At 34.1% G+C, this 26,678-nt stretch carries 24 protein-coding genes; 7 read left to right on the forward strand and 17 right to left on the reverse strand.

Annotated features, from left to right (window positions below; translation table 11 throughout):
• Positions 1 to 129 precede the first annotated feature (129 nt).
• From ABI657_RS12255 to ABI657_RS12270, 4 genes are all read right to left on the reverse strand, one after another.
• On the reverse strand, positions 130 to 1,122 hold the full coding sequence (locus ABI657_RS12255) for a Gfo/Idh/MocA family oxidoreductase (RefSeq protein WP_348097553.1): 993 nt from the start codon (positions 1,120 to 1,122) through the stop codon (positions 130 to 132).
• A gap of 276 nt (positions 1,123 to 1,398) precedes the next feature.
• Positions 1,399 to 3,507 (reverse strand): prolyl oligopeptidase family serine peptidase, encoded by a 2,109-nt coding sequence (locus ABI657_RS12260; protein WP_348097554.1) that lies wholly within the window; start codon positions 3,505 to 3,507, stop codon positions 1,399 to 1,401.
• Positions 3,508 to 3,616: 109 nt separating this feature from the next.
• Complete coding sequence (locus tag ABI657_RS12265) at positions 3,617 to 5,824, reverse strand: TonB-dependent receptor (protein ID WP_348097555.1); 2,208 nt, start codon at positions 5,822 to 5,824, stop codon at positions 3,617 to 3,619.
• A 149-nt stretch (positions 5,825 to 5,973) separates the two neighbouring features.
• A complete protein-coding gene (locus tag ABI657_RS12270) occupies positions 5,974 to 6,327 on the reverse strand; it encodes a hypothetical protein (RefSeq protein ID WP_348097556.1) in 354 nt (117 codons plus the stop codon).
• Between the two features lie 205 nt (positions 6,328 to 6,532).
• Here ABI657_RS12270 and ABI657_RS12275 point away from each other — a divergent pair, with 205 nt between their 5' ends.
• Positions 6,533 to 7,234 (forward strand): porin family protein, encoded by a 702-nt coding sequence (locus tag ABI657_RS12275; RefSeq protein WP_348097557.1) that lies wholly within the window; start codon positions 6,533 to 6,535, stop codon positions 7,232 to 7,234.
• Here the strand turns inward: ABI657_RS12275 and ABI657_RS12280 are convergent.
• Positions 7,229 to 7,834: a hypothetical protein gene (locus ABI657_RS12280; RefSeq protein WP_348097558.1), complete on the reverse strand. Its 606-nt coding sequence runs from the start codon at positions 7,832 to 7,834 to the stop codon at positions 7,229 to 7,231. The genes ABI657_RS12275 and ABI657_RS12280 overlap by 6 nt on opposite strands.
• A 134-nt stretch (positions 7,835 to 7,968) precedes the next feature.
• Between ABI657_RS12280 and ABI657_RS12285 the strand changes: the two genes are divergently transcribed.
• The 4 genes from ABI657_RS12285 (at position 7,969) to ABI657_RS12300 (ending at position 12,692) form a co-directional block, all read left to right on the forward strand.
• Positions 7,969 to 10,437 carry a bifunctional UDP-N-acetylmuramoyl-tripeptide:D-alanyl-D-alanine ligase/alanine racemase gene (locus ABI657_RS12285; RefSeq protein ID WP_348097559.1) on the forward strand — a complete coding sequence of 823 codons (2,469 nt, stop codon included), beginning with the start codon at positions 7,969 to 7,971 and terminating at the stop codon, positions 10,435 to 10,437.
• A 68-nt stretch (positions 10,438 to 10,505) separates the two neighbouring features.
• Positions 10,506 to 10,892 carry a large conductance mechanosensitive channel protein MscL gene (gene mscL, locus ABI657_RS12290; protein WP_348097560.1) on the forward strand — a complete coding sequence of 129 codons (387 nt, stop codon included), beginning with the start codon at positions 10,506 to 10,508 and terminating at the stop codon, positions 10,890 to 10,892.
• A 165-nt stretch (positions 10,893 to 11,057) separates the two neighbouring features.
• Positions 11,058 to 12,047, forward strand: a complete 990-nt coding sequence (locus ABI657_RS12295; RefSeq protein WP_348097561.1) for an aspartate-semialdehyde dehydrogenase — start codon at positions 11,058 to 11,060, stop codon at positions 12,045 to 12,047.
• Positions 12,048 to 12,170: 123 nt separating this feature from the next.
• Entirely contained in the window at positions 12,171 to 12,692 is a 522-nt protein-coding gene (locus ABI657_RS12300) for an SMI1/KNR4 family protein (RefSeq protein WP_348097562.1), read from the forward strand.
• A gap of 48 nt (positions 12,693 to 12,740) precedes the next feature.
• Here the strand turns inward: ABI657_RS12300 and ABI657_RS12305 are convergent, their stop codons facing one another.
• The 8 genes from ABI657_RS12305 to ABI657_RS12340 form a co-directional block, all read right to left on the reverse strand.
• Positions 12,741 to 13,058: a 2Fe-2S iron-sulfur cluster-binding protein gene (locus ABI657_RS12305; protein ID WP_007805184.1), complete on the reverse strand. Its 318-nt coding sequence runs from the start codon at positions 13,056 to 13,058 to the stop codon at positions 12,741 to 12,743.
• 59 nt (positions 13,059 to 13,117) lie between these two features.
• A complete protein-coding gene (locus tag ABI657_RS12310) occupies positions 13,118 to 13,591 on the reverse strand; it encodes a hypothetical protein (protein WP_348097563.1) in 474 nt (157 codons plus the stop codon).
• 188 nt (positions 13,592 to 13,779) lie between these two features.
• The gene (locus ABI657_RS12315; protein ID WP_348097564.1) at positions 13,780 to 14,019 is read right to left on the reverse strand and encodes a NifU family protein; all 240 of its coding nucleotides are present in this window, start codon (positions 14,017 to 14,019) and stop codon (positions 13,780 to 13,782) included.
• Between the two features lie 78 nt (positions 14,020 to 14,097).
• A complete protein-coding gene (locus ABI657_RS12320) occupies positions 14,098 to 15,231 on the reverse strand; it encodes an Mrp/NBP35 family ATP-binding protein (protein ID WP_348097565.1) in 1,134 nt (377 codons plus the stop codon).
• 289 nt (positions 15,232 to 15,520) lie between these two features.
• Positions 15,521 to 17,953, reverse strand: coding sequence for an FtsX-like permease family protein (locus ABI657_RS12325; RefSeq protein ID WP_348097566.1), 2,433 nt, complete (start codon positions 17,951 to 17,953; stop codon positions 15,521 to 15,523).
• Between the two features lie 4 nt (positions 17,954 to 17,957).
• Positions 17,958 to 18,080: a hypothetical protein gene (locus tag ABI657_RS12330; RefSeq protein WP_348097567.1), complete on the reverse strand. Its 123-nt coding sequence runs from the start codon at positions 18,078 to 18,080 to the stop codon at positions 17,958 to 17,960.
• Between the two features lie 7 nt (positions 18,081 to 18,087).
• Positions 18,088 to 18,795, reverse strand: coding sequence for an ABC transporter ATP-binding protein (locus ABI657_RS12335; RefSeq protein WP_348097568.1), 708 nt, complete (start codon positions 18,793 to 18,795; stop codon positions 18,088 to 18,090).
• Positions 18,796 to 18,925: 130 nt separating this feature from the next.
• Positions 18,926 to 20,170 (reverse strand): HlyD family efflux transporter periplasmic adaptor subunit, encoded by a 1,245-nt coding sequence (locus ABI657_RS12340; RefSeq protein WP_348097569.1) that lies wholly within the window; start codon positions 20,168 to 20,170, stop codon positions 18,926 to 18,928.
• A 157-nt stretch (positions 20,171 to 20,327) separates the two neighbouring features.
• Here ABI657_RS12340 and ABI657_RS12345 point away from each other — a divergent pair, with 157 nt between their 5' ends.
• Positions 20,328 to 21,683, forward strand: a complete 1,356-nt coding sequence (locus tag ABI657_RS12345) for a sigma-54 dependent transcriptional regulator (protein WP_348097570.1) — start codon at positions 20,328 to 20,330, stop codon at positions 21,681 to 21,683.
• A gap of 117 nt (positions 21,684 to 21,800) precedes the next feature.
• Positions 21,801 to 23,126: a HAMP domain-containing sensor histidine kinase gene (locus tag ABI657_RS12350; protein ID WP_348097571.1), complete on the forward strand. Its 1,326-nt coding sequence runs from the start codon at positions 21,801 to 21,803 to the stop codon at positions 23,124 to 23,126.
• A 199-nt stretch (positions 23,127 to 23,325) separates the two neighbouring features.
• On the opposite strand, the gene ABI657_RS12355 is transcribed toward ABI657_RS12350, so the two are convergent.
• From ABI657_RS12355 to ABI657_RS12370, 4 genes are all read right to left on the reverse strand, one after another.
• Positions 23,326 to 23,655 (reverse strand): MGMT family protein, encoded by a 330-nt coding sequence (locus ABI657_RS12355; protein ID WP_348097572.1) that lies wholly within the window; start codon positions 23,653 to 23,655, stop codon positions 23,326 to 23,328.
• Between the two features lie 82 nt (positions 23,656 to 23,737).
• Positions 23,738 to 24,373: a LysE family transporter gene (locus ABI657_RS12360; protein ID WP_348097573.1), complete on the reverse strand. Its 636-nt coding sequence runs from the start codon at positions 24,371 to 24,373 to the stop codon at positions 23,738 to 23,740.
• A 42-nt stretch (positions 24,374 to 24,415) separates the two neighbouring features.
• A complete protein-coding gene (gene trmB, locus ABI657_RS12365; protein ID WP_348097583.1) occupies positions 24,416 to 25,093 on the reverse strand; it encodes a tRNA (guanosine(46)-N7)-methyltransferase TrmB in 678 nt (225 codons plus the stop codon).
• Between the two features lie 123 nt (positions 25,094 to 25,216).
• Entirely contained in the window at positions 25,217 to 26,599 is a 1,383-nt protein-coding gene (locus tag ABI657_RS12370; protein WP_348097574.1) for an ammonium transporter, read from the reverse strand.
• Between the last annotated feature and the right edge of the window lie 79 nt (positions 26,600 to 26,678).

Consider the following 26,678-nt stretch of genomic DNA (forward strand, 5'->3'; position numbering starts at 1 on the left):
TGCAGCAATAATGGAAGGATGGCAATTATTCTTAGATGTGTCCACACGGTAGGATGGGAGTGGCATCCTTTTGTGCCGGGGTTCGGCATAAAAGATACAGCGGACAGCAGGAATAAGCTCCTCTTAATTTTAATTTGAATTTCTGAATTCCTTTAAAACTTCATCAATAACCCAGCTGGTTCTGGCTGCTGAAGTGCCTTTTGAGGGAGAAAACCCTTCGTTTCCTAAAAGTTCTGCCACTACGGTTTCAACAAGTGGCTGTTGAATATGAAGAGGATTTTCAATTTCAATAGTTTGTTTGTCCCCATTAGCATATTGAACATGAATTGGATCGTTTCCAAAAGTTGAAAACGAGATTTTTCCTTTATCGCCAACTATTTCAGTATTGTCATAACGCTCGAAACTGGCGAAATTCCATAAACCTGTACCGTGAATTCCGTTTTCGAATAAAAATGACATCGAAACTGAATCTTCGGCAGGATAAGCAAGAAGCTGTGAACTCGCATGGCCGCGAACCGATTTGATTGGACCCAAAACAAAATCAAGAAAATCTAAAGTATGGCAAGCCAGATCGACGAAGATTCCACCACCGGAAATGTGTGATAAAACCGTCCATGGCAAGTTAATATCGTCATCATAACGCTTTTCGAACGGATGATACAAAACACAATTTACGTGTCTTACAATTCCTATTTTATTCTCATCAATCAGTTCTTTTATTTTTAAGAATCTCGGGAGACTTCTTCTGTAATACGCTACAAAAAGCGGAACATTGTTTTCTTTGCAAACGCGGATCATTTCGTTGCATTCTTCAAAGGTCAGTGCCATTGGTTTTTCAACATAAACCGGTTTCCCTGCTTTTGCGCATAAAATAGTATATTCTTTATGAGAAGATGGAGGAGTGGCGATATAAACGGCATCAACTTCAGGATCATTAATTAAATCAACAGCGTTTGAATACCATTTGGGAACATTATGGCGTTTGGCATAATCCTCTGCAAGTGCAGCATCTCTTCGCATAACGGCAACTAATGCTGAATTTGGAGTTTTTTGAAAGGCTGGTCCGCTTTTTACTTCGGTTACATTTCCACAACCGATTATTCCCCATTTTATAATTTTCATTGTTTGGCTTTTTAATTATTATCAAATTTAAAAAAAGGTTTACCACAAATTGCACAAATTTTCACGAATTCTTTGTAGTAAAAATATTTACCACAAATTGCGCAAATTTTCGCTAATTCTTGGTTAAGAGTTAATCACAGATTAAAAAAGCACCACGAATTAAGCGATTTTCCAGTAATTAAATTTGTGCTAATTTGTGCTAATTTGTGGTGAAAAAAAGCCACGAACTCACAAAAAATAATCCGTGAATTCGTGGCTGAAATTTTAGTTTAAAGTTTACTTTTTAGGCAAAGCTTTAAAACCCATATTGTAAAGTGTGAATGCCTGAGTATCTACGCTTTCCTGAATACTGGCCGCAACTGATTTTCCTGCTCCGTGTCCGGCTTTTACGTCAATCCGAATTAAAACCGGATTATCTCCTGTTTGTTTTTCCTGTAATTCGGCTGCAAATTTAAAACTGTGAGCCGGAACAACACGATCATCGTGATCTCCCGTCGTCACTATTGTTGCAGGATACTTAACGCCTTTTTTTACATTTTGTACCGGAGAATATCCTTTAAGATATTCGAACATTTCCTTGTTGTCCTGAGCTGTTCCGTAATCATAAGCCCAGCCTGCGCCAGCCGTAAAAGTATGGTAACGCAACATATCCATAACACCAACAGCAGGCAATGCTACTTTCATTAAATCAGGGCGCTGTGTCATTACTGCTCCCACTAATAAACCTCCGTTTGAACCTCCACGGATAGCTAAGAAGTCTGATGAAGTATATTTTTGAGCAATTAAATATTCGGCTGCAGCGATAAAATCGTCAAATACATTCTGCTTTTGCAATTTTGTTCCTGCATCATGCCATTTTTTGCCATATTCTCCACCACCTCTTAAATTGGCAACGGCATAAACTCCGCCGTTTTCCATCCAGATTGCATTAGAAATGCTGAAGCCTGGCGTTAAACTAATATTGAATCCTCCGTAACCATATAGGATAGTTGGATTTTTACCGTCTAATTTTGTTCCTTTTTTATAGGTAATGATCATTGGGATCTTGGTTCCGTCTTTTGAAGTGTAGAATACTTGTTTTGATTCGTAGTCTTCGCTTTTAAAATCTACTTTTGGTTTTTGATACACTTCAGATTTCCCTGATTTTGGTTCAAACGAAAATATAGATCCCGGAGTAGTATAATTCATAAAGCTGTAATATAAAATCTTTTTTTCCTTTTTGCCGCCAAATCCGCTTGCTGTTCCTACTGACGGAAGTTTGATTTCACGAATTAATTTTCCGTCATAGTCATATTGCAGTACCAATGAAACGGCATCTTTGGTGTAATTGGCAAAAAAGTATCCACCTCCCGTTGAAGGTGACAAAATGTTTTGCGTTTCCGGAATAAAATCTTTCCAGTTTTCTGCTTTTGGATTGCTTACATCCACAGTAACCACACGTTTATTTGGAGCATTCAAATCGGTATCGATAAATAATTTGCTTCCTTCGTTTTCAATAACCTGATTGTCGCTGTTAAAATTGTCTACAATAGTAACAATTGGACTGTTGGGTTTCGTTAAATCCTTAATGTATAATTCATTTCCGTAAGTTGAGTTTGATGCGGATATTACCAGATAATGGTTGTCTTCAGTGACATAACCTCCAACATATCTTCGTTTTTGGTCTGCTCCAAAAATCACTTTATCTTCTTTTTGAGCCGTTCCCAATTTATGAAAGTACAATTTATGCTGATCTGTTTTTGCAGATAACTCGCTTCCTTTTGGTTTTTCATAACTTGAATAATAAAAACCTTCATTACCATCCCAGGAAACGCCGCTGAATTTAACATCTATTAAAGTGTCTTCTAAAACTTTTTTAGAAATCGCGTCAATAATAATGACTTTTCTCCAGTCGCTTCCTCCCTCAGAAATGGCATAAGCAGCTTTGGTTCCGTCTTTTGAGAAATTTAAACTTCCAAGCGAAGTGGTACCGTCTTTAGAAAAAGTGTTAGGGTCTAAAAAAATTTCATCTTTTCCTTTTTCTCCTTTTCGGTAAATAACCGATTGGTTCTGAAGCCCGTTATTTTTGGTGTAATAGGTAAATTTTCCTTCTGTAAACGGGGCGCTGATTTTCTCATAATTCCATAATTTTTCCATTCGTTGTTTTAGTGCTTCACGAAACGGAATTTGATTTAAATAGCCATAAGTAACTTCGTTTTGGGCTTTTACCCAAGCTGCTGTTTCAGCTGATTTGTCGTCTTCCAGCCAACGATATGGATCGCTAATTTTGGTATCAAAATAAACATCTACAGTTTCTCCTTTTTTGGTTTCAGGATACTTAATTTTATTTTGCCCAAATGAAATTCCTGCTGCAGTTATAGCCATTATTACAATTATTTTTTTCATGGTTTATTTTTGTGTTTTTAACAAAAATAGTGAATTTTGTTGTAAAAAATAAACACATAAAAACACAGAAATATTTGATTTAAATCTATGCTTTTATGTGTTGAAAATATTATAAATTGAAATTTATTCCCAAAACAATATTTCTTCCAATGTTAGGAATTCCATCTGTTTTTAATCTTGAAAGATGGGCAATATACTTTTTATCAAATAAATTGTTTCCGTTCAGGTTGATATCAAAAGCTGTTTTACCCAATTTTACTGTTCCTCCAAAACCTAAATTTACCAAAGTATAACCTTTTGAAGCCGTTTCAAAACCACTCACATTATCCTGGTCAAAAGTGGAGGAGACGTTTAAAGTGGCAAATCCTTCCTGAAGCCAGTTTTTGATTTTAAATTCGGTTCTAATGGTATTATTCCAATTATTGGCAGGAATTAAGGGTAAATAATCATTGTTGTCTTTTTCGCCGGTTACGGTTTCAAAACTGGTTTCAAAATGCAGCCAGTCCAATGGATGCGGATGAAAATGCAGTCCAACTTCACCTCCAAACAATTTTGCATTGTCCTGAATATAAGCAAATACGTTATTGTCTTCCAACAATTCACCGGTTGGGGAAGTATAAATGTAATTGTTGATATGATTATAAAATCCGTTGACGAAGAACTCAAAATGCGAATTTTTATATTCTAAATTCAAATCGGTCTGTATGTTTTGCTCGGTTTTCAAGTCGCTGTTTCCAATTTCATAACGGTTGGTTCCTTCATGAACTCCGTTTGAAGTTAATTCGGCTAAGTTGGGTGCCCTGAATCCCGTAGCAATATTCAATCGGAGTGTTAATGGTTCAGCTATTTTTGTTTTATATCCCAAAGAAGCATTAAAACTGTCGAATGATTTATCCAAAGCTTCAAAATAACCTTCTTCGCCTTCAATTCCGTGGGATTGGGAAATTATGTTTCTGTTGTCAAAACGTAACCCGGCTTGTAAAACGCTGTTGTCCCATTCGTAATTGGCAGTTCCAAAAACACCAAAATCACTGGTTGTTGCATTTGGAATCAAGTATTCCTCACCGGAATTTTTATTGGTCTGGTGCATTCCCTGAGCACCCAGGATAGTTTCAATTTTACCCACTTTAGGAAGATGATATTTCGCATTATAATTGAAAGTATTTAATTTCATTCGAAGCGCTGCGTCATTGCTGTCTTCAAACTCACTTCGGTCATTTGCAATATAGCCCAAATCAACATCCAGTTTTGAGTTCTCAAAAAAGATCACATTGTTCAGACTCAGTAAATGATTGAAAATTCCCTGTCTCGGAAACTGAGTATCTTTGCTGGACGATTGTTCCACTATTCCATCTTCCGGAATCCCGATATCTAATTTATTGTAATTGTATCTTAAAACACTTGAAAAAGTGGAGTTATTGTATCCAATTCCGGTTTTAAAATCAGTTTCATTATAACGGGAATTCGTCACGCGGTCGCCATCAGTAATTTTGTAATCTGAATGACTGTTGAAACTTCCACGAACCAGAAATTTCCAATTATCGGTAGAAGTTTTTAAACCAATCGAAGAGTTGCTTCCCTGTGTATTCGTGAAATATTTTTGGCTGAAATTAGCCTTAAAAGTATTCGCATCGGCAAATTTTTCAGGATTAAAATACAAAACGCCGCCCAAAGCATCCGAACCATATAATAAGGACGCAGGTCCTTTAATTACTTCGACACTTTCGATTCCGGCATCGTTTAAACCTAAACCATGCTCGTCTCCAAACTGTTGATTTTCGATACGAATACCTTGCGAATAGACCAAAACACGATTGCCACTTAAACCTCGAATTACAGGTTTTCCGATAGAAGTTCCTGTAGAAATCTGAGAAATTCCGGGAATAGTTGCTAAACCTTCAATTAAAGTTGAAGTTCCTTTTTGTTGTAATGTTTTAATACTTTCGTGTTCAACCTTCATTACGTTTTGTGATTGTAATTTGTTGAAAGCGGTTGAAACTACCACTTCATCCATTTCAAAAACAGATTGCGAAAATGTGATATCCAAAGTGTTTTCCTTTAATAATTTGGCAATGGTTTTATTTTGAGTGGTGAATCCAACAAAAGTAAATCCAAGTCGTAAACTTCCGTTAGGAAGATTGGTAAATTCATATTTACCGTTTTCATCCGTTGTTGTCCCTTTATGCAATTCAGGTGCATAAACAGACACGCCCGGCATGGGTTGGTTTTGTAAATCGGTAACGGTTCCTGAAACAGAATTTTGAGCAGAAAGAATGCCCGAAACCCCTAAAATAAGGGCTAATATTATTTTTTTCATTTGAAAATGATTGCTATAGTTAATTGATTTTATTTTAAAATGAAATCAAAACAAAAGTGAAGTTTGCTGAATCTCCATAAAATGAAAATCAGGAAACCTAACTGAGTTATGAATTCAATTAAAAGTGTTTTGTTTCGGATAATCGAAACTTAAGAAACTATAGATGAAGGAGGTCCCCGTAGCGAGTATAAACTTCCTGAGAACGTAACAATATTTTCAGAAAAGCTAAAGAAATAAGGAATCTCTTTATGATTAATGTAAAACTGAAATGAAAATTTTTCAGGTGTAATGTAGCTTCCAAAAGAAAAATGGCAAACAAAACAAGAGTCATCATTGTGATGCTGATGCGTGATTTCGCCATTTGCGTCATTATAATTATGATGACATTTTTTTTCTGAAAGTTGTTTTAGAATATGCTCATAACTATGTATTGACTGAAATAGTATTGAGAACAATACAATTAAAGCCAGTGAAAAACTTGTTATGAGATTCCTTTTTTTCATTAGGGCAAAGGTATAAAAGGTAAATATAAAAATGTTTGATTTTGTTGCTTTTTATTGAAAATTATGTAACAGAAATATTTTATAACTAATGAAAAAAGAATAATTGCTTTACAACAGCTCCATAAACTATCATTATATTATATTTGTGTCTCAAATAAATTGGCACAAAAAACGTTTATCTGAAATTCTCTTTAACTCAAACACTATGCGATTATTTTTTAGTTGTTTATTTCTGGTATCGTTTTTCAATGTTTTTTCACAAGAAGAAAAACCTGAAATTTCTCCTGTGGTTAAAATTGACTCTTTGTACAGAGAAGATCAGTTTTACTTTTCGGTTGCTTATAATCTTTTTTCCCAGGCTCCGGAACGTCTTAAACAGGATAAATTTTCTGTAGGTCTTTCTATGGGTTTTTTGAGGGATATGCCTGTCAATAAAAAAAGAACAGTATCTATTGCTGCAGGTCTGGGATTAAGTTATCAGAATTATTTTCAAAACCTGACTATTTCTAAAGAACAGGACGGAACATTGATTTATGGAGTCAACGATTACAATGAGATTGCTTCAAACCGATACAGGCAATATTTAGTTGATTTGCCTATTGAGTTCAGATGGAGGAATTCGACTTATGAAAGTCATAAATTTTGGCGGATTTACACAGGTTTAAAATTCAGTTATGTTTTTTCTAATAAATCTCTTTTAGATGACGGAGAAAATACTTATAAAATCACCAACAATCCGGACATTAATAATTTTCAATATGGTGCTTATATTTCTTCGGGATACAACACTTGGAATGTCTATTTTTATTATGGATTGAATCCTTTGTTTAAAGATGTTAAGACTGTTTTAGGAGAAGATGTCAATATGAAAACTATGAGCCTGGGCCTTATTTTTTATATTTTATAACCATAAGTATAAAAATAAAACCTGCGGAACTATTCCAATTAGAAGTCCAATAAGCAATTCCTTATTAGTATGTGCATCCATTTCTAAGCGTGACGATGCTACAATTCCGGTCAGTAAAATTAAAAAAGCAGACCAATATGGATTATGCATTTGTAAATGTATATTGAGTCCAATTACAAAAACGCCAAAACCACTGATTGCCATTATATGCAAACTGGCTTTTATTTTAAAAAGAGAATAAATTAAGGCTAAAATTGTGCTAAACAAACCCCCCAGAAAAAAGAAATGCAATTCAGGGTAACGTGTTACAACAATACTTCTTTTTACCAGTAAGATAAATAAAAAGCATTGTAAAATTAAAGGGATTATGCGTTGAGAGGTTTCATGTACCATTACCGACTTTACATTTCCTGTGGCACGAAGCAAAAGAAAAAACAATATCGGGACTATAACCGTAATAATCAGAATCTGAAATAAAATAAAGTATTTTTCCTGATTCGTAAACATGTCCTGTTTATAAAAAAGATAAAACAAAGCAGCATACATCGATATAAAAACCGGATGCAATATATAAGAGAACAGAGGAAGAATTCGTTTCAAAACAGTAAAATTTGAGGTGTTTAACAAATATAAATGAAATATAAATAGGATGCTCTAACCGATTTATTTTTTAAGAAAATCACAACTCTTTTCTATCTTTAATGTTTTAAATTTGACAAAAATAAACTTTTTAAATGAGCATAAACCTAAAAAGCCTAATCACTGTTCTTGATGCCAAATGGATTGGATCAGATTCTGATGTTATAATTGATCATATTTCAATTGACAGCCGTTCACTGCAAAACGGCTCACAAACCCTTTTTTTTGCCTTGTCAGGGGTTAATAACGATGCTCATTTATTCATTTCGGAACTTATAGAAAAAGGAGTTCAGAATTTTGCAGTCGAATATATTCCTGAAAATTGTATTGGGAAAGCCAATTTTTTAATCGTAAAAAATACGCTGACTGCACTACAGCAATTTGCCGCTTATTACCGAAGTCTTTTTCATTTTCCAATCATCGGATTAACGGGAAGTAATGGTAAAACGATAGTAAAAGAATGGCTGAATTTTCTGCTCAGTCCGGATTTTAATATCATAAGAAGCCCAAAAAGTTATAACTCACAAGTTGGTGTCCCTCTTTCGGTAATTGCAATTAATGAAAAACATAATTTAGGCATTTTTGAAGCCGGAATTTCAACGGTGAATGAGATGGATAAACTCGAAAAAGTCATTCGGCCTGATATTGGTATTTTAACGAATATAGGATCAGCGCATGATGAAGGTTTTTTAAATGTAATTCAGAAGATAGATGAAAAATTACTGCTGTTTAAAGAAAGCAACATAATAATTTATCAGAAAGACCATCTTGTAGATTCTTGTCTGTCTCAATTTTCAGCAGAATATTCGTTGCATTCCAGAAATCTTTTTTCGTGGAGTTTTACAGACAAAACCGCTGATGTTTTTATTCTGAAAAAAGAAAATCAAAACGAAACAACGACTATTCAATATCAATATAAAAATGAGATTTTTGATTTGGAAATTCCGTTTTGGGATGCCGCTTCTGTAGAAAATGCTATTTCCTGTTTATTGGTTTTGATTTATCTTAAATACGACAGGCAAACGATTCAAAACCGAATGTCCTTATTGTATCCGGTCGAGATGCGATTGGAAGTTAAAAACGGGATTAATAATTGCAGTATTATCGATGACAGTTACAGTTCCGATTTTCAGTCCTTAAAAATAGCGCTGGATTTTTTGGAAAGCCAAAAAAAGAATGCTTCAAAAACAGTAATCTTATCTGATATTTTTCAAAGCGGATTTTCAAACGAAGAATTATATTCAAAAGTAGCACAGTTAATCGTAGATAATAAAGTAAATCGGGTAATTGGTATTGGTAAGACAATTTCCTCTTTTACAGCAAAATTTTCAAACTCCATTACTTTCGAGAATACAGCTGAATTTATATCTAATTTTGAAAGTCTCGATTTTTCGAATGAAACCATTCTGATCAAAGGCGCCAGAACTTTCAGGTTTGAAGAAATCGTATCACTGCTGGAAGAGAAAACTCATGAAACGATTCTGGAAATCAACCTCAATTCAATTAGCCATAATTTGAATTTCTTTAAATCAAAATTAGCATCCAATGTTAAGATGATGGTGATGGTAAAGGCTTTTGGTTATGGAAACGGAGGATTGGAGATTGCCAAATTACTGGAACATCACAAAGTGGATTATTTGGGTGTGGCTTTCGCCGATGAGGGAATCTCGCTTAAAAACGGCAGAATTAAATTACCTATAATGGTTTTAAATCCTGAATCTACCAGTTTTCCATCTATTATTCAATACCAGTTAGAACCTGAAATTTACACTATAAAAGGATTAAATGCTTTCTTGAAAATTGCTCGTGAAAAGAATCTAAAAGACTTTCCAATTCACATTAAACTGGATACCGGAATGCATCGTTTGGGCTTTGAAGAAAATACAATTGATGAATTGATTCAGACTTTAAAAGGAAATTCGACAGTTCATATTCAAAGTATTTTATCGCACATGGCTACAAGTGATGATTTACAGCATTATGATTTTGCTCTTTCGCAGATTCAATTATTCGAAAAACTGTCTTCAAAATTGATGATTGAATTAAATGTCAACCCAATTCGTCATATTTTAAATACATCCGGAATCAGTAATTTTCCGGAGGCACAATATAATATGGTACGTTTGGGAATTGGTCTTTATGGTGTTTCAAATGATCCATCGGAACAAAAACATTTGGAAAATGTAGGAACGCTAAAATCCATCATCTCTCAGGTAAGAACTATTCCTGCCGGTGACAGCGTTGGCTACGGTCGCCGTTTTATAGCTCAAAAAGAAACTAAAATTGCCACAATCCCAATTGGATATGCAGACGGGATTTCAAGATTATGGGGGAATGAAGTTGGTTATGTCATCATAAAAAATCAAAAAGCGCGTATCGTAGGAAGTGTTTGCATGGATATGCTTATGGTCAATGTTTCTGATATAGAATGTAAAGAAGGAGATTCTGTAATTGTTTTTGGAGAAAGCCCAACGGTTATTGAAATGGCAGAAGCATTAAAAACGATTCCTTATGAAATTCTAGCCAGTATTTCGCAACGTGTAAAACGAGTATTTTTTAGATAGAAACAATTAAATTTCGAGAAAATTATGTATTTTCGATATCATTTATTAAACACTTAAAGAAACAAATTATGGGATTTATTTCAGAATTTAAAGAATTTGCAACGAAAGGTAATGTGGTCGATTTGGCTGTCGGAGTTATTATTGGAGCTGCTTTTAGCAAAATTGTAACCTCATTAATTGAAAATGTAATTACTCCATTAATATTAAAACCTGCATTAGACGCAGCTCATTTATCAACTATTGAAGAGCTGACAGCTTTTGGAGGTGTAAAATACGGTTTGTTTATTTCGGCAGTTATTAACTTTATAATAGTGGCTTTTGTACTATTCCTTATTATTAAAGGAATAAACAATCTCAAAAAGAAAGAAGTGCCGCCACCAGCTGCTCCGGTTGGACCCACTCAGGAAGAACTTCTTATTCAAATCAGGGATCTTTTAAAAAATAAACAGTTATAAAATATACCGCTGCACTAAATCTAACTTAACCGTTCCAAAACAGGAGCGGTTTTTTTATTGTTTGATTTGTAACATTTTGTTATTTTTTGTGAATCGAATTGTTTTACTTTTTATTATAGTTACTTTTGTATCATAAATAGAATATTCATAATAAAAAATATAAAAATGAGAATAGCGGTTGTAGGCGCCACCGGTATGGTTGGCGAAATAATGTTAAAAGTTTTAGCAGAAAGAAATTTTCCGGTTACAGAATTAATCCCGGTTGCTTCTGAAAAATCTGTAGGTAAAGAAATTGAATATAAAGGTCAAAAATATAAAGTTGTTGGGTTACAAACTGCTGTTGATATGAAAGCTGATATTGCTGTTTTTTCAGCAGGTGGTGATACTTCATTAGAGTGGGCGCCAAAATTTGCTGCTGCAGGGACAACAGTTATTGATAATTCTTCTGCCTGGAGAATGGATCCGACAAAAAAATTAATCGTGCCGGAAATCAATGCGGATACTTTAACCAAAGAAGATAAAATTATTGCAAATCCAAACTGCTCTACTATTCAAATGGTACTGACATTGGCTCCTTTGCATAAAAAATACAACATCAAAAGAATTATTGTTTCTACTTACCAATCCATTACAGGAACTGGTGTAAAAGCAGTTAGACAATTAGAAAATGAATATGCAGGAATTCAGGGAGAGATGGCTTACAAATATCCAATTCACAGAAATGCAATTCCACATTGCGACAGTTTCGAAGAGAACGGTTACACCAAAGAAGAAATGAAATTAGTTCGCGAAACTCAAAAAATTCTTGGTGATAATACGATAAGAGTAACGGCAACTGCAGTTCGTGTTCCTGTTGTTGGTGGACACAGCGAAGCGGTAAATGTTGAATTTACTAATGATTTTGATGTAAATGATGTTCGTGAAATTTTACACAATACTGAAGGAGTAGTGGTTCAGGATAATTTAGATACTTTTACTTATCCGATGCCATTATATGCAGAAGGTAAAAATGATGTTTTTGTTGGAAGAATCCGTCGTGACGAAAGCCAGCCAAATACTTTAAATATGTGGATTGTTGCTGATAACTTAAGAAAAGGCGCAGCTACAAACACGATTCAGATTGCAGAATATTTAATTGCAGCTGGTTTGGTATAATTGAAGATTAAAGAAAATTGTTATAATCAAAACCGTAATTGCAAAAGTGATTACGGTTTTTTTATCGTAAAATATATGTAATTTAGAAATTGAAAACGATATTTAGGTATTAAAATGAATATTATGAACTTTGATAATTATAAAATAATTCCCAATTACAATACAAACAAAACAGATTTATTTGTTGCGGAAAAAGAAGAAATCCTGGCTTGCGAAAAAACTTTGAATATTGTTTTTGATGAAGATTATAAAGAATATGTTACAACTTATGGGAGTGGAATTCTCGGAGGAACCTATGTCAGGATATACCTTCCTGAAACTATAATATTGACTATTGCAGAATGGAAGAAAAGAATTATCGAATATTGGTTTTGGGATGAAGGTAAAGACGTTTTGACAAAAGAAGATGTTTTGAATGCTGTCAGAATTGGTGACACCTATGACGGCGACGAAATTATTCTTTTTAAAAATCAATATTTTATTTTGCCAAGGCACAGCGAAAAAATGTATAAAATCGGAAATACGCTGGAAGAAACGATAAACTGGTTATGTTCATCAGGAATTTTGACTGAAGCCTTTTCTGAAAGAGAATTTGAGCCGTTTGATCCAAATGATTGGGTAAAGGATAATAGTTTTGACGAATAATTTAGGGCATAAAAAAAGCGGAAATTTATTTCACGCTTTTTTTTATTCTTAATATTCAGGTGCAAGCTCTAATTCCAGCCCTTCCAATTCTGTTGTGATTGGTATCTGACAACCCAAACGGCTGTTGGATTTAACATAAAATGCCTCTGAAAGCATGGCTTCTTCATCGTCTCCCATTTCTGGCAGAGCAACATCATTTAGAACATAACACTGGCAGGAAGCGCACATGGCCATTCCTCCGCAGGTACCTTCAACAGGAAGTTCATATGCTTTGCATAACTCCATTATATTCATTGCCATATCAGTCGGAGCCTGTAGTTCGTGTATAACTCCTTCTCGATCCTTAATCTTTATTAATACATCCATTTTAAATTTATTGGAATTTTTCAGAATTTGATAAACGTGATCAAATTTATTTATTTTTATTAACTATTTGGTTTAAATGTAAATGCAAATTCTCTGGATTTGTCCTTCAAATGCATTTTCAATCCAAGAAAATTATCATTTTTTTCTAATATTGTTATAACTGCAATTACAGAATAATAATCTTTATCAGATTGAAAAATAAGTGTTCCTTCATATGTTATATTGGCAATACCTTGTTTGTCAGTTGTTGAGGATATTTTTCTAGGGTGCAAAAAATCAGCTGAACTATAAGTTGCCTTATTTGAAAATTTTGCATGACCTTCACAAAAATCATATAGGAAATCATAGTTAGAAATTTTTAATCCTCCTTCTTCTGCTGTTGTGGATATAATAATTTTACCCTGATAATTAAAATCAGACCACTCTTCACCTTCATTTAACCAGGCCTTAGAAACTGCATAAGACAAACCGGCATTCTGACCATAACTTATAGTAAAAAACAATAAAAATAATAATTTGTAAAGATGATTCATAAATATAGATTTAGGATTGTTTACAAATTTAACTTAAATCTATCTTAATTTGGTAATTGAAACTCTTAAATCTTTTGTGTATTTTTTATTAGAATCGCAAAAAAACAGCTTATTATTTATTCATATTTTTTTTTGTGTAAAAAGAATCGCCATAAGGCCTATTATTCTTATTAATCTAAGAATTCTAGTTAAAGGATATTTACGACAGTTTCTATTTGTGGAGCGTATTTTTTAATAGTGGTTTCTACACCAGCTTTTAATGTCATTTGATTGACGCTACAACTAATACATGCTCCTTCAAGGCGAACTTTTACATGTTTGTCGTCTTCTATTGAAATCAACGAAATGTCACCTCCATCAGAATTCAAAAAAGGTCTGATTTCATCCAGTGCTAATAACACGTTGGATTTTATTTCTTCTGTTGTCATAATTATAATGTGTTAATTAGAGAATGTGTCAATTAGATAATTGTTTTGGATTATTATCTAATTATCAGATTATCTCAATTATCTAATTTTTTTTACTGCTGAACATCCTGCCATTGTGGTAATCTTAATGGCTTCGGTAGCAGGTAAGCTATCATTTCTGTCGACTACTTCCTGAACTACATTTCGTGTAATTTCTTCAAAAACTTTTTCAATTGCTGAAGCGGTCTGCAAGGCTGCAGGACGGCCATAATCTCCTGCTTCACGGATAGATTGTACAATTGGTACTTCTCCTAAAAATGGAACACCTAAATCTTCTGCTAAATTTTTAGCTCCTTCCTGTCCAAAAATATAATATTTGTTTTCAGGTAATTCTTCAGGTGTAAAATAGGCCATGTTTTCTATTATACCTAATACAGGAACATTAATATTATCCTGCATAAACATTGATACTCCTTTTTTGGCATCTGCCAAAGCTACTGCTTGCGGTGTACTTACCACAACTGCTCCGGTAATAGGCAATGATTGCATGATGGAAAGATGTATATCTCCAGTTCCCGGTGGTAAATCGATTAACATAAAATCCAATTCTCCCCAATCAGCATCAAAAATCATTTGATTTAAAGCCTTGGACGCCATTGGTCCTCTCCAGATTACAGCCTGGCTAGGTGCAGTAAAAAATCCTATAGAGAGTATTTTAATTTCATAACTTTCAACTGGTTTCATTTTTGATTTCCCATCAACAGTAATTGATATTGGTTTCTCATTTTCAACATCAAACATAATGGGCATCGAAGGACCGTAGATATCAGCATCCAAAACACCAACTGCGAATCCCATTTTGGCTAATGTAACAGCCAGGTTTGCTGTAACCGTAGATTTTCCAACACCTCCTTTTCCGGAAGCAACGGCAATGATATTTTTTATTCCCGGAATAGCACGACCTTTGATTTCGTTTTTCTCAGGAGTCTCTACTTTTATATTTACTTTTATTTTTGCTTCAGGAGATACCAATTCATGAATTGTCTTTTTGATATCATCCTCGGCTCTTTTTTTAATATGCATGGCAGGTGTATGAAGCACTAAGTCTACAACTACTTCATCTCCAAAAGTAATCACATTGGCTACTGCGCCACTCTCCACCATATTTTTTCCTTCTCCGGCTATAGTTATTGTTTCTAACGCTTTAAGAATTTCTTTTCTGTCTAATTTCATTTTTAATGTGCTAATATCTATATAAAAGAAATGTGTTTAAATGATAATTTATTAAACCGATTTCAGACAGCAAAGATAACAGATTATGTTCGGATTTATGTTGTTTTAGATTGTATTTGTTGATATGGGAATTATTGAAAATGATATTATGGTGCTTTATGAATAGTAAATTTTAAAGAAATGGGCTGTTGTTCTCCTTCAAATTAAAAAAGAAGAATATAAATAGCAAAAAAGAAACCCGAAAGACTTGTGAAATCTGTCGGGTTTCTTAAAAAAATGGTCTACAAGTTTATTCGTATTTTAAATATTTTAGGATGTCTATTTTGGTTACCTGATAGGCTTTTGCCAGCACAATTATTAAAGTCAAGAATAATATAGAAACCAGCGCAATACTAAACGGAACAATTGAAACTCCGATTCTGAAAGCAAAATTCTCCAGCCATTTTTGCAGTAAAATATAAGCAGGAACAATGCCGATTACAAAACCCAGTAAACAAAACCCTATATATTGTTTAGAAAGTTCTTTTAGTAATGCATCTGTTTCTGCGCCTAATGTTTTTCTGATTGCGATTTCTTTTAATCTTCGTTCCATGGAAAAGGAAGCCAAAGCAAACAATCCGAAAACAGCGATAATAATGACTACAATATTCAATATAAAAAACAAATCTTTCTGCTTTACCTGTTCCTGATAGGTTTTGGCAAATCCTTTATTTACAAATTCATAATCAAAAGGATAATCCTGATTGATGTTTTTCTCCCAATAAATTTTAAGCTTAGCTAAAGTCTCTGTTAAATTAGTAGGGGAGACTTTTACGTAAATATTATCAAAATTATTCCATTTTAAAGTTTTAAGATTGACAAAAACCATAGGCGGTACTTTGCTTTGAAATCCCGTAATGTGAAAGTCCTTTACAATTCCAACAACCCTAACTTTTAAATTTTCGGGAGTGCCGTTACTCCAGCCCGAAGTTATGATGGTATTTATCGGGTTTTTAAGGTTTAAAATTTTAGCCAAAGTTTCATTAATCAACATATTACTTACCGTATCCGAAGCATATTGTGGGGATAAATCCCGACCTTTAACAATCTTAATTTTCATCATTTCCAGAAAACCAAAATCCATTTCGACATTTCGGGGTTGTACAAATACACCGTTGTGTGTAAATCCTGAACTTGAATTGGTACTGTTCCCAAAGCTTCCTGCAAAAGTAGATACATCCTCAACGCCTGATAGTTTAAGAATTTCTTGTTTTGTAGTCAGATATTTTTCTGTTTTTTTATTTCGATCGGTAGATTTAAACGGAATTTTAATGACCTGATCTCCATTAAAGCCAAGATCTTTATTCATCATATAATTTACTTGAGAATTTACAATTAAAGCCCCAACAATAAAAAAGGCCGCAATACCAAATTGGAAAATCAACATAGAGTTTCGAATCCAAATGCCGCTTTTGCTTCTGGAAAAATTTCCTTTTAAAACTTTCAGGGTTTCAAAATTGGAGATATAAAAGGCTGGGAATATACCTGCAAGAACGATTACTAATCCAAATATAAAAATAAGCTGCAGGTAAAATTCACCACCATTCATTGTCAATGACTTCTTGAGGAAGTTGTTGTAATAAGGTAAAGAAAGTTCGACTATCGCCAATGCAAAAAGAATGGCTAAGGTTACAATAATGGTTGTTTCAAATATAAATTGTTTAATAATTTGTGTTTTGCCTGCTCCTACGATTTTACGAACCCCCACTTCTTTTGCACGTTTAATTGCAGAGGCAGTGGCTAAATTGATATAGTTGACAAGTGATAAAATTAAAATCAAAATAGACAAACCAACCATGATATAAAGCAATTGCAGATTGCCTTTTCCTTCAGGGAAATTATAACCACTAGAAGTTTTTGTTCCATGTAAGCGTGCTTGATCCAGTTGATCCAGAATCACTGTGATTTCACCATTTTCCTTTACGTATTGTTCAGGTGTTTGACCGCTTTCTTTCGCATTTTTTAAAGTTTGATTGACATAGTTTACATTTTGCATCTTCTTTAAAACGGACTCCCTATTAGCTCCTTTTTTGTTTTTAATCATTAAAGTGTAATTGAAGTTTCCCCAACTATTCAGATCAGCATCGCGCAATAAACCGCCAAAGACATAGTTGGGCTCAATAGAAGAAGGTTTGATGATTTTGTAAACTGATTTTATGACATAAGGTTTGTTGTCATTGATTAGAATTTTGCCAATAGGATCTTCATTCTTGAAAATTAGTTTTGCTTCATCTTCCGAAATGGCGACACTATTTTTTTCTTTAAGAATATCTTTTTTGGCCCCCTTTACAATGGGAAACGGAAAGATGCCAAAGAAATCGTAATCGGCGGCGATTATTTTTTTACCTATCCATTTTTGATTTTGATGTTTGATAATATCTTCATAATACCAACCGTCATAAAAGCAAATTGATTCGATCTCAGGAATGGTAGCTTTACAGGTAAGGCCAAAAGGAATAGAACTTGATGCCCAAATATCGCCAGTTGCACCAATTTTATTGAGTACCTGATACACATTTTCTTTTTCAGGATTCCATTGATCGTATTCGTATTCGTTATTCCAATATAAAATAGCGAAAATCACGCCTGCGATTCCAATGCTTAATCCCAGAACATTTAAAAACGAAAACAGCTTGTTTTGTTTTAAATGATAAATAAATATTTTAAACCAGTTAGAAATCATCGTTTTATTTTTTTAGAATTAATTCTGTTACAGTCGCAACAGAAGCAGTGTTTTTATTTTCTGAAACCATTATTTTGCAAATAAATCCTACCAGAATTAAAATTGCAGTTATAATAAATTTGATCATTTTTCTATTATTTAGCATCCATAAAAACATCAACATTTCTCTGATTTAATCTCTCAGAAAATATAACTCCATCTTTCATATGAATCGTTTTTTGCGAAAAAGAAGCATCATAATCAGAGTGGGTCACCATCAGAATTGTAGCTCCTTTAGCGTGTAAATCAGTTAGAAGTTCCATCACTTCATTACCGTTTTTACTATCCAGATTTCCGGTTGGCTCATCTGCCAGAATAATTTTTGGGTCGTTTACCAAAGCTCTTGCAACGGCAACTCTTTGCTGCTGACCGCCAGAAAGCTGCTGCGGAAAATGCTTCAGTCGATGCGAGATGTTTAGTTTCTCGGCAATAGCTTCAATTTTTTGTTTTCTGTCGGCTGCCTTTACATTGTTATAAAGTAAAGGCAATTCGATATTGTCATAAACAGAAAGTTCATCGATCAAATTGAAATTCTGAAAAATAAAACCAATATTTTCCTTTCGTACATTGGCTCTTCCTTTTTCTTTTAAACCCACCATTTCCTGGTCTAGTAATTTATAAGTCCCATCAGAAGCGCTGTCCAAAAGACCAATTATATTCAGTAAAGTTGATTTTCCGCAACCCGAAGGTCCCATAATGGTTAAAAAATCTCCTTTTTTTATTTCTAAAGTAATACCGCTCAAAGCAGATGTTTCTATTTCTTCGGTTCTAAAAACTTTGGTTAAATTTTGAATTGTGATCATAGTTTTAAAATGTTAGTTGTTATGATTATTTTTTGATTGATGATTGAAACGATTGATTTTTTGTTGTTTTTGATTTCAAGTTTCAGGTTTCAAGTTTGCGCATTGTGATAACCTGAAACTTGAAACAATTTTACTGCTTAGAGATTGATAACTCTTCAATGTCTTTATAGTCAGAATAAGAAGAAGTAATCACAGATTCTCCTTCTTTTAAACCATCGAGAACTTCATAATACGATGGATTTTCTCGACCTAATTTTATATTTCTTCTAACTGCTTTATTTCCTTTTACAACAAAAATCCACTTTCCTGCTGTTTCCTGATTAAAGCTTCCTTTTTGAATTACGAGTGTTTTATTTTTTTCAGATAAAATCAGTTTCACTCCAAAACTTAATCCGTCTTGTAATGTGATGTTTTCTTTAGAAGTAAAAGCCAGTTCTACAGTAAAATTGCCACTTTTTACTTCCGGAATTACTTTTGTTACCAGAACTTCCAGGTTTTTTCCTTTAAATTCTACTTGTCCTTTTAAACCTTCCTGAACTTTTTCCAAATAAAATTCATCAACATTTGCAGTAAGTTTGTATCCTTTATTCGAATCAATTTTTCCGATACTCTCTCCCGCCTGAAATGTTTTTCCCAACACAGGTTCAAAAGACGTCAGTCTTCCGGATTCCGGAGCTGTAATCAAAAAATTCTTTTTGTTATTTCTTAAAATATCCAAACTCATTTCCATAGTTTGAATGGAGCGGTTAATTTGAGCAATCTGCAATTGATTGGATTGTTTTTCTTTTTGGATGCTTTGCTGGATTGTTTTTTTTCGCTCTTCCTGAAAACGTAAACTTTCTTTAAACGTATTCCAGTCATTTTTCGAAATCACATCTTTGGCAAATAATTTCGAGTTCATGTCGTACAGTCTCCTGGCATCATTGTAATCGTGTTCAATTAAAACTAAATCTTTGGTCAGATTCAATTCCTGATTTCTGATATTCAGTTTTCCATTGTTTAAATTATTGATTTGCTCAATAATAGCCGTTTCCTGAGTCAGGTAATTCAATTCTGTGTTCGGATTGTATAAACGTGCCAGCGATTGACCTTTGGTAACCATAGCGCCATTTTCTACAAAAATCTCTTTTACAGAACCGCCTTCGGTTACGTTTACAAGCATCACATTCAAAGGTTCTACTTTTGCCTGGAAAACTACAAAATCTTCAAAAAAAGCTTTTTCAACTTTTTGGATACTGATCTCATCCCCTTTTACATTTAAACTTCTTTTGGTGTTAAACGAAAAAAAGACGACTGCAGCCAAAACTAAAAAAACGCCAATTGCTATTGTGAGATATCTAAATTTTCTATTTTTACGAGGAATTACCTTGTCCATTTTTTAAATAATTTGCTGATAATCAATAGGTAAATACTGTGCCATAAAAATTATTATTTGTAATGTATTGATTTTAAAGAAGCTCTAAAAAACATTCCAAAACCGATTGTTCGATAATGAACAGTTGACCGTTCAAAATCGGACAAAAAAAGACAGCATGCGAAAAAAACAAGCCCAAATATTAATCGTTGACGATCAGGAAGAAATACTTTTTTCGGCCAAAATGATTCTCAAAAAACATTTTGAAACCATTTTTACGGAAAATAATCCAAAAAAGATCATTTCTATTTTAAATGAAAATGAAATAAATGTGGTTTTATTAGACATGAATTACCGAATTGGATTTGAAGATGGAAGAGAAGGCATTCATTGGCTGAAAGAAATTAAAACACTATCTCCTCAAACCATCGTGATTTTAATGACCGCTTTCGGAAAAATTGATACGGCGGTGGAAGGAATAAAAATTGGTGCATTTGATTATGTTTTAAAACCCTGGCACAACGAAAAATTACTTGAAACAATTGATAAGGCTGTAGCCGAAAGCCGAAAAAACACTAAAAAAGCAGTAACAGGTTCAATACAAAATACAGAAAAAAGTTATTTCGTAGGAACTTCTCCAAAAATAAAACAAGCGTATTCCATTGCCGAAAAAGTAGCCAAAACCGACGCCAATGTTTTGATTTTGGGAGAAAACGGAACCGGAAAATATGTCTTCGCAGAATTTATACATCAAAATTCACAACGAAAAAACGAAACTTTTGTGCATGTTGATTTAGGTTCTCTAAGTGATAATTTATTTGAAAGTGAACTTTTTGGTTATGCAAAAGGGGCTTTTACCGATGCCAAAACCGATACTGCCGGAAGATTTGAATCGGCACAAAACGGAACTATTTTTCTGGATGAAATTGGAAATATTCCACTTCATCTTCAGTCTAAATTATTGCATGTTTTGCAGACAAAAACCGTTACGCGTCTGGGCGAAAGCAAAGCAAGGCCTTTGAATGTCAGAATCATTTCAGCAACCAATAATGATATTAAAGCGGAGGTTAAAAATAAAACTTTTCGCGAAGATTTGCTGTACCGCATCAATACTATGGAAATCAATCTCCCGTCGTTGCGCGAACGAAAAGATGATATTGTCCCGATGGCGCATTTTATTTTGGAAAAGATTGCCGAAAAATACAATCAGGATAATTGGAAATTTGAAGAAAATGTAGCGCCTTATCTTGAAAAATATCCCTGGAAAGGAAATATTCGTGAACTCGAAAATAAAATTGAACGCGCTTTAATTTTAGCAGAAAACAATACGATTTCTGTGAATGATCTTGATATTCTAAATTTTGAAGAAATTCAGGAAAATGATGAAAATCCTTTATCTGAAATGGAGAAATCGGCCATTGAAAAAGCACTTTTTAAACATCACGGAAATATCTCTAAAACCGCTGAAGAATTAGGTTTGTCAAGAGCAGCATTGTACCGAAGAATTGAGAAATATGCTTTGAAAAATGGATAAAGAGCCAAGAATCAAGAATCAAGATAATTTTATCCCCCAAATCTTCGTAATCTGCGAGAGAATTATATCAAGTAAAGGAATCATTTTAATCCTGTAATCTGAAGCAACAAAAAAACAATGAAAAACTGGAAATTTTATAATGCTTTGTTCGTAAGGGTTTTGTTTGTAATGATTCTCTTTTTCTTTTGTATGTTTCTCGTTTATAAAACCCTTTATTACAACTCTATTTTGGTTGGATTTTTCGTTTTTTTAATGATAGCCGAAATGTATTTTTATGTCAAAAACCAATTGCAGTTTTACGACAGAACGTTGTTATCGATTTTACGAAAGGACTTTTCGACGAATTTTCCCGAAGAACATAAAAAAGACAATTTTAAAAGTCTGTATCTTTTATACGAAACTTTAAAAGTGCAGCAGCAGGAGCAGACCTCAAAAGAAATGATTTATCGTTCACTTTTAAATAATATCGATACAGCAGCTTTAATTTTAGAAAAAGAAAACGAAGAATGGAACATTTTTTTAATGAACGATTGTTTCTCCCAATTATTTAAAGTACCAAAAATCAGCCATTGGAAATACCTTCAAAATTATCTGCCTTCACTCTGCAATGAAATCGAAAAAACAGATTTCAGCGAATTAAAATTAGCTATTTCGATTAAAATTGAAGAACAGGATTTGCAGACTTTCATGCTGCAGACTTCACGAACGCAAACCTACAATAAAGAATATTTTATTATTTTATTAGACAGTATTCAGCGTGTTATTGAGAAAAAAGAAAAAGAAGCCTGGATTAATCTGATGAAGATTATTTCGCATGAATTAATGAATTCCTTAACGCCAATTCGTGCGCTTTCGCAGAATTTACTCCAGATTGTCGATCAGGAAGAACTGGAAGACGATGATTTTGAAGATATAAAAAGCAGTATTTCGACCATCATTAACAGAAGTGATCATTTGCAGGTTTTTGTTGAGAATTACAGAAAACTGGCTATGCTGCCAACGCCAACCAAACAAATGACGCCGATAAATGAGCTGTTTGAAGATTGTCTCCGAATCATGAGTCCGATTTTGAGAGCGGAAAACATAGAGTTAATAAATGATATTCACAGCTCACGATCTATTATGATGGATAAAAACCAAATGGAACAAGTTATTATCAATTTGATTACCAACAGTATTTATGCTTTGAAAGAAAAGCAGGAAAAGAAAATGTATGTGTCGAGTTATACCGAAAACAATCGTTTTTTTATTACCATTTCGGATAACGGAAAAGGAATCGATCCCGATATTCAGGACAAAGTTTTCCTTCCTTTTTTCACCACCAGGAAAGACGGCGCCGGAATTGGTTTAACGCTTTCCAGAAACATCATCGAAGCACATGGCGGTTATTTAAGCTACCAAACTGATGAAGATAAAACGAGTTTTGTGATTTGTTTGATTTAATGTTTTAAGCCATATAAGTGATATAAGTTCATTTTATCTCTGTCAAAGTTTCAACACAATCTTGTCATCCCGAGGAACGAGGGATCTTCGACAGAAACTCCGCAAACAAAGTCGCCAATCTTTGTAGAGCTACTTGTGAAGATCCCTCGTTCCTCGGGATGACAAAAAATGCGTATAGTTTTAAATGAACTTATATCACTTATATGGTGGAAATTTCCGGCTGCCAAAAGTGTTTTTCAAAATCTATAATCTGATTGTTGACCACTTTTATACCTTCATTTTCTAAAAGCTGCTGCATAAGATTGGTTCCATCAAAATGATGTTTTCCTGTCAAAAGTCCTTTTTGGTTGACAACCCGATGTGCCGGAATATCTTCCATAGCGTGAGAGGCATTCATGGCCCATCCTACCATTCGCGCTGATCTTCCGGTACCTAAGGCTCTCGCAATTGCACCATATGAAGTTACTTTTCCGTAGGGAATCTGTCTTGCGACTGCGTAAACTCTTTCGAAAAAATTATCTTCTGCCATGGAAATATTTTTATAAAGATTGAAAGATTGAAAGATTGAAAGATTTTCTTAATTAAGCGCTCTTAACATCTTTACAATAAAGTTATCCGAAATAGTAATTTAAAATATTGATAAGTGTTCCAATAGCCACTAACCCCGTAATGCTTCCAATGATGGTATTCATGTTGCGCATCAGGTAATCGGTTTTCTTTTCGATGCTTCCAAAAAAAGCAATGTAACTGTACAAAACCACAAACGAACCTACAACGGAACCGAGTACAAAAATAAAAATGATGTTGTTCTCAAACACAAAAAGCTGGTACGAAGCCAAAGTTACACTCACCACTACGTAATAGGGAATCGGAAAAAAGTTCAATCCGGAAAGCAGCATTCCTAAAAAGAAACGGCTTTTTTTACTCTTTTTTTTGATTTTTGATTTCCTGGCTGTTGGTGCTTTCGCTATAAACAAAAAGTAGATGGTTAATGCAGCAAAAATACCAAAACCAACTTCTCTTAATAACGTAACGACATCCGGTCTGCTATTAATAACCTGAGCAAATAAAACCGCAACATAAACCTGAAAAAAGATGACTAAAACCGCACCGATAACAAACCACATTGCATTCTTTTTTCCTTCTTTCAGGTTTATTTTGGCTGCCGTCATGTTGATCAGACCCGGAGGAATAATCCCAATAATGGCGGCAATAAAACCGGAAAGTAATGGAGTAAGTAATGCCATTCAGTTATTTAATGGTTTGAAAAATATGTTTTTAAAATTAAATTAATCTTTAATTTTAAAACGAATATACGTAATTGCCTTGTTAATTTCTAAATATTGTTTTTCATAGAACGTTTGAAAAGCAGTTACTTCTTCCGGACTTCCTTCGTTTGTATATACATTATGGTTCGCATATAAAACTTCGTGCCCTTCTCCGTGAAGTAATCCCAAGGTATAACCGTGCATGAATTCGCTGTCGGTTTTCAGGTTAACAACACCGTCTTTTTTAAGGATTTTTTTATACAATTTCAAGAATTCCGAATTCGTCATTCTGTGTTTGGTCCTTTTGTATTTGATTTGCGGATCCGGAAAAGTAATCCAGATTTCATCCACTTCATTTTCTGTAAAAATATGGTTGATCAGCTCGATCTGAGTTCTGATAAAAGCAACATTATGCAAACCAGTGTCAACAGCTGTTTTGGCGCCTCTCCAAAAACGGGCTCCTTTGATGTCGATTCCGATAAAATTTTTGTTGGGATATCTTTCGGCCAATCCAACAGAATATTCTCCTTTTCCGCAGCCTAATTCTAAAACTAACGGATTGTCATTTTTAAAGAAATCGGTATTCCATTTTCCTCTCAGTGGAAATGAATCGCTTACAACTTCTTCTCTGGTTGGCTGAAAAACGTTTTCGAATGTTTCGTTTTCCCTGAATCTTTTTAGTTTATTTTTACTTCCCACTTTCACAAAAATTTTCAGCAAAATTAAGGAATATAAACGAATGAATCAGTTCGTATTTTTAAAAAAGAAGAAAATCGCAAGACTTGTTATTTTAGTAAACAAATTTTGCGATTTTATATGTTCTTAACCGTAATGTGCTTCGGTTATGGGTTTTGATTTCGGATCAATGGTTTCATCGTGCTGTGATAAATCCAGTCCGATGTGTTCATTTTCTTCAGAAACACGTAACGGAATGATAAAGTTGGTTACTTTGAATAAAAGATACGCTCCGAAGAAAGTAAAAATAGAGACCAACACCAAAGCCATCATGTGATGACCGAAAACATTCCAGCCACCGTGTAATAAACTTGCATCTTCACCGTGTGCGAAAATAGCAGTCAGGATCATTCCCATAATTCCGCCTACTCCGTGACAGGCAAAAACATCCAGCGTATCGTCGAATCTTTTTGAGAATCTGCAGTTTACTACCGAATTGGAAACCAAAGCTGTAATAAATCCGAAGAACATACTTTCCGGAACCGAGATATAACCCGCAGCCGGCGTAATGGCTACCAAACCTACAACAGCTCCGATACAGGCTCCCAAAGCCGAAACTTTTCTTCCGTTCATTCTGTCAAAGAAAACCCAGGTTAACATGGCTGCTGCCGATGATGTTGTTGTGGTTGCAAAAGCCATTGCGGCTGTTCCGTTCGCAGCAAGAGCTGAACCGGCATTGAATCCGAACCAGCCAAACCATAACATTCCCGTTCCTAATAATACGAACGGAATATTGGTTGGAATATGATCGCTGTTTTTTCTTTTTCCTAAAACGAGAACTCCTGCCAAAGCAGCAAATCCGGAACTCATGTGTACAACCGTTCCTCCCGCAAAATCTTTTACGCCAAAATAAGTTCCTAAAACTCCGGTAGGATACCAAACCGAATGGCACAAAGGGGCATAGATGAAAATGGTAAATAAACTGATGAATAATAAATAGGAGATGAAACGAACACGTTCTGCAAATGAACCTGTAATAATGGCCGGAGCAATAATAGCGAATTTCATCTGGAACAAAGCGAATAACATAAACGGAATCGTACTTGCCAATTGTTTATGAGGCAAAACGCCCACATAGTCCATAAAAGCAAAAGTACCGGGATTTCCAAAAAAGCTATAAAAATGATCTCCGGAAGTAAAACCAACAGGTTCTCCAAACGCCAGACTAAACCCGACAGTTACCCATAAAAGCGTTACAACGCCCAAACAAATAAAACTTTGCAGCATGGTTGAGATCACGTTTTTTCGGCCTACCATTCCGCCATAAAAAAAAGACAATCCAGGTGTCATAATTAGAACCAGACAACAAGAGGTTAACATCCAGGCAACATCGGCCGGTACAATATGGTCAGTGGTGCCAAATTTCGATAATACATAAGCGTTTTCGGTAACAGTTGGCCATAAAGCACCCGTGATACAAACAATACTTATAATGATAAAGGAAATGATCCAGCGTTTTTCTATTTTCATTTTCAAATTCTTTATTAACCCTATTTTTTTTGGGGGCAAAGTTAGAAAAAAATAAATATTTTAGTTTTTAGGGCTGATA

Source organism: Flavobacterium sp., from assembly GCF_039930565.1.
Taxonomy (GTDB): Bacteria; Bacteroidota; Bacteroidia; order Flavobacteriales; family Flavobacteriaceae; genus Flavobacterium.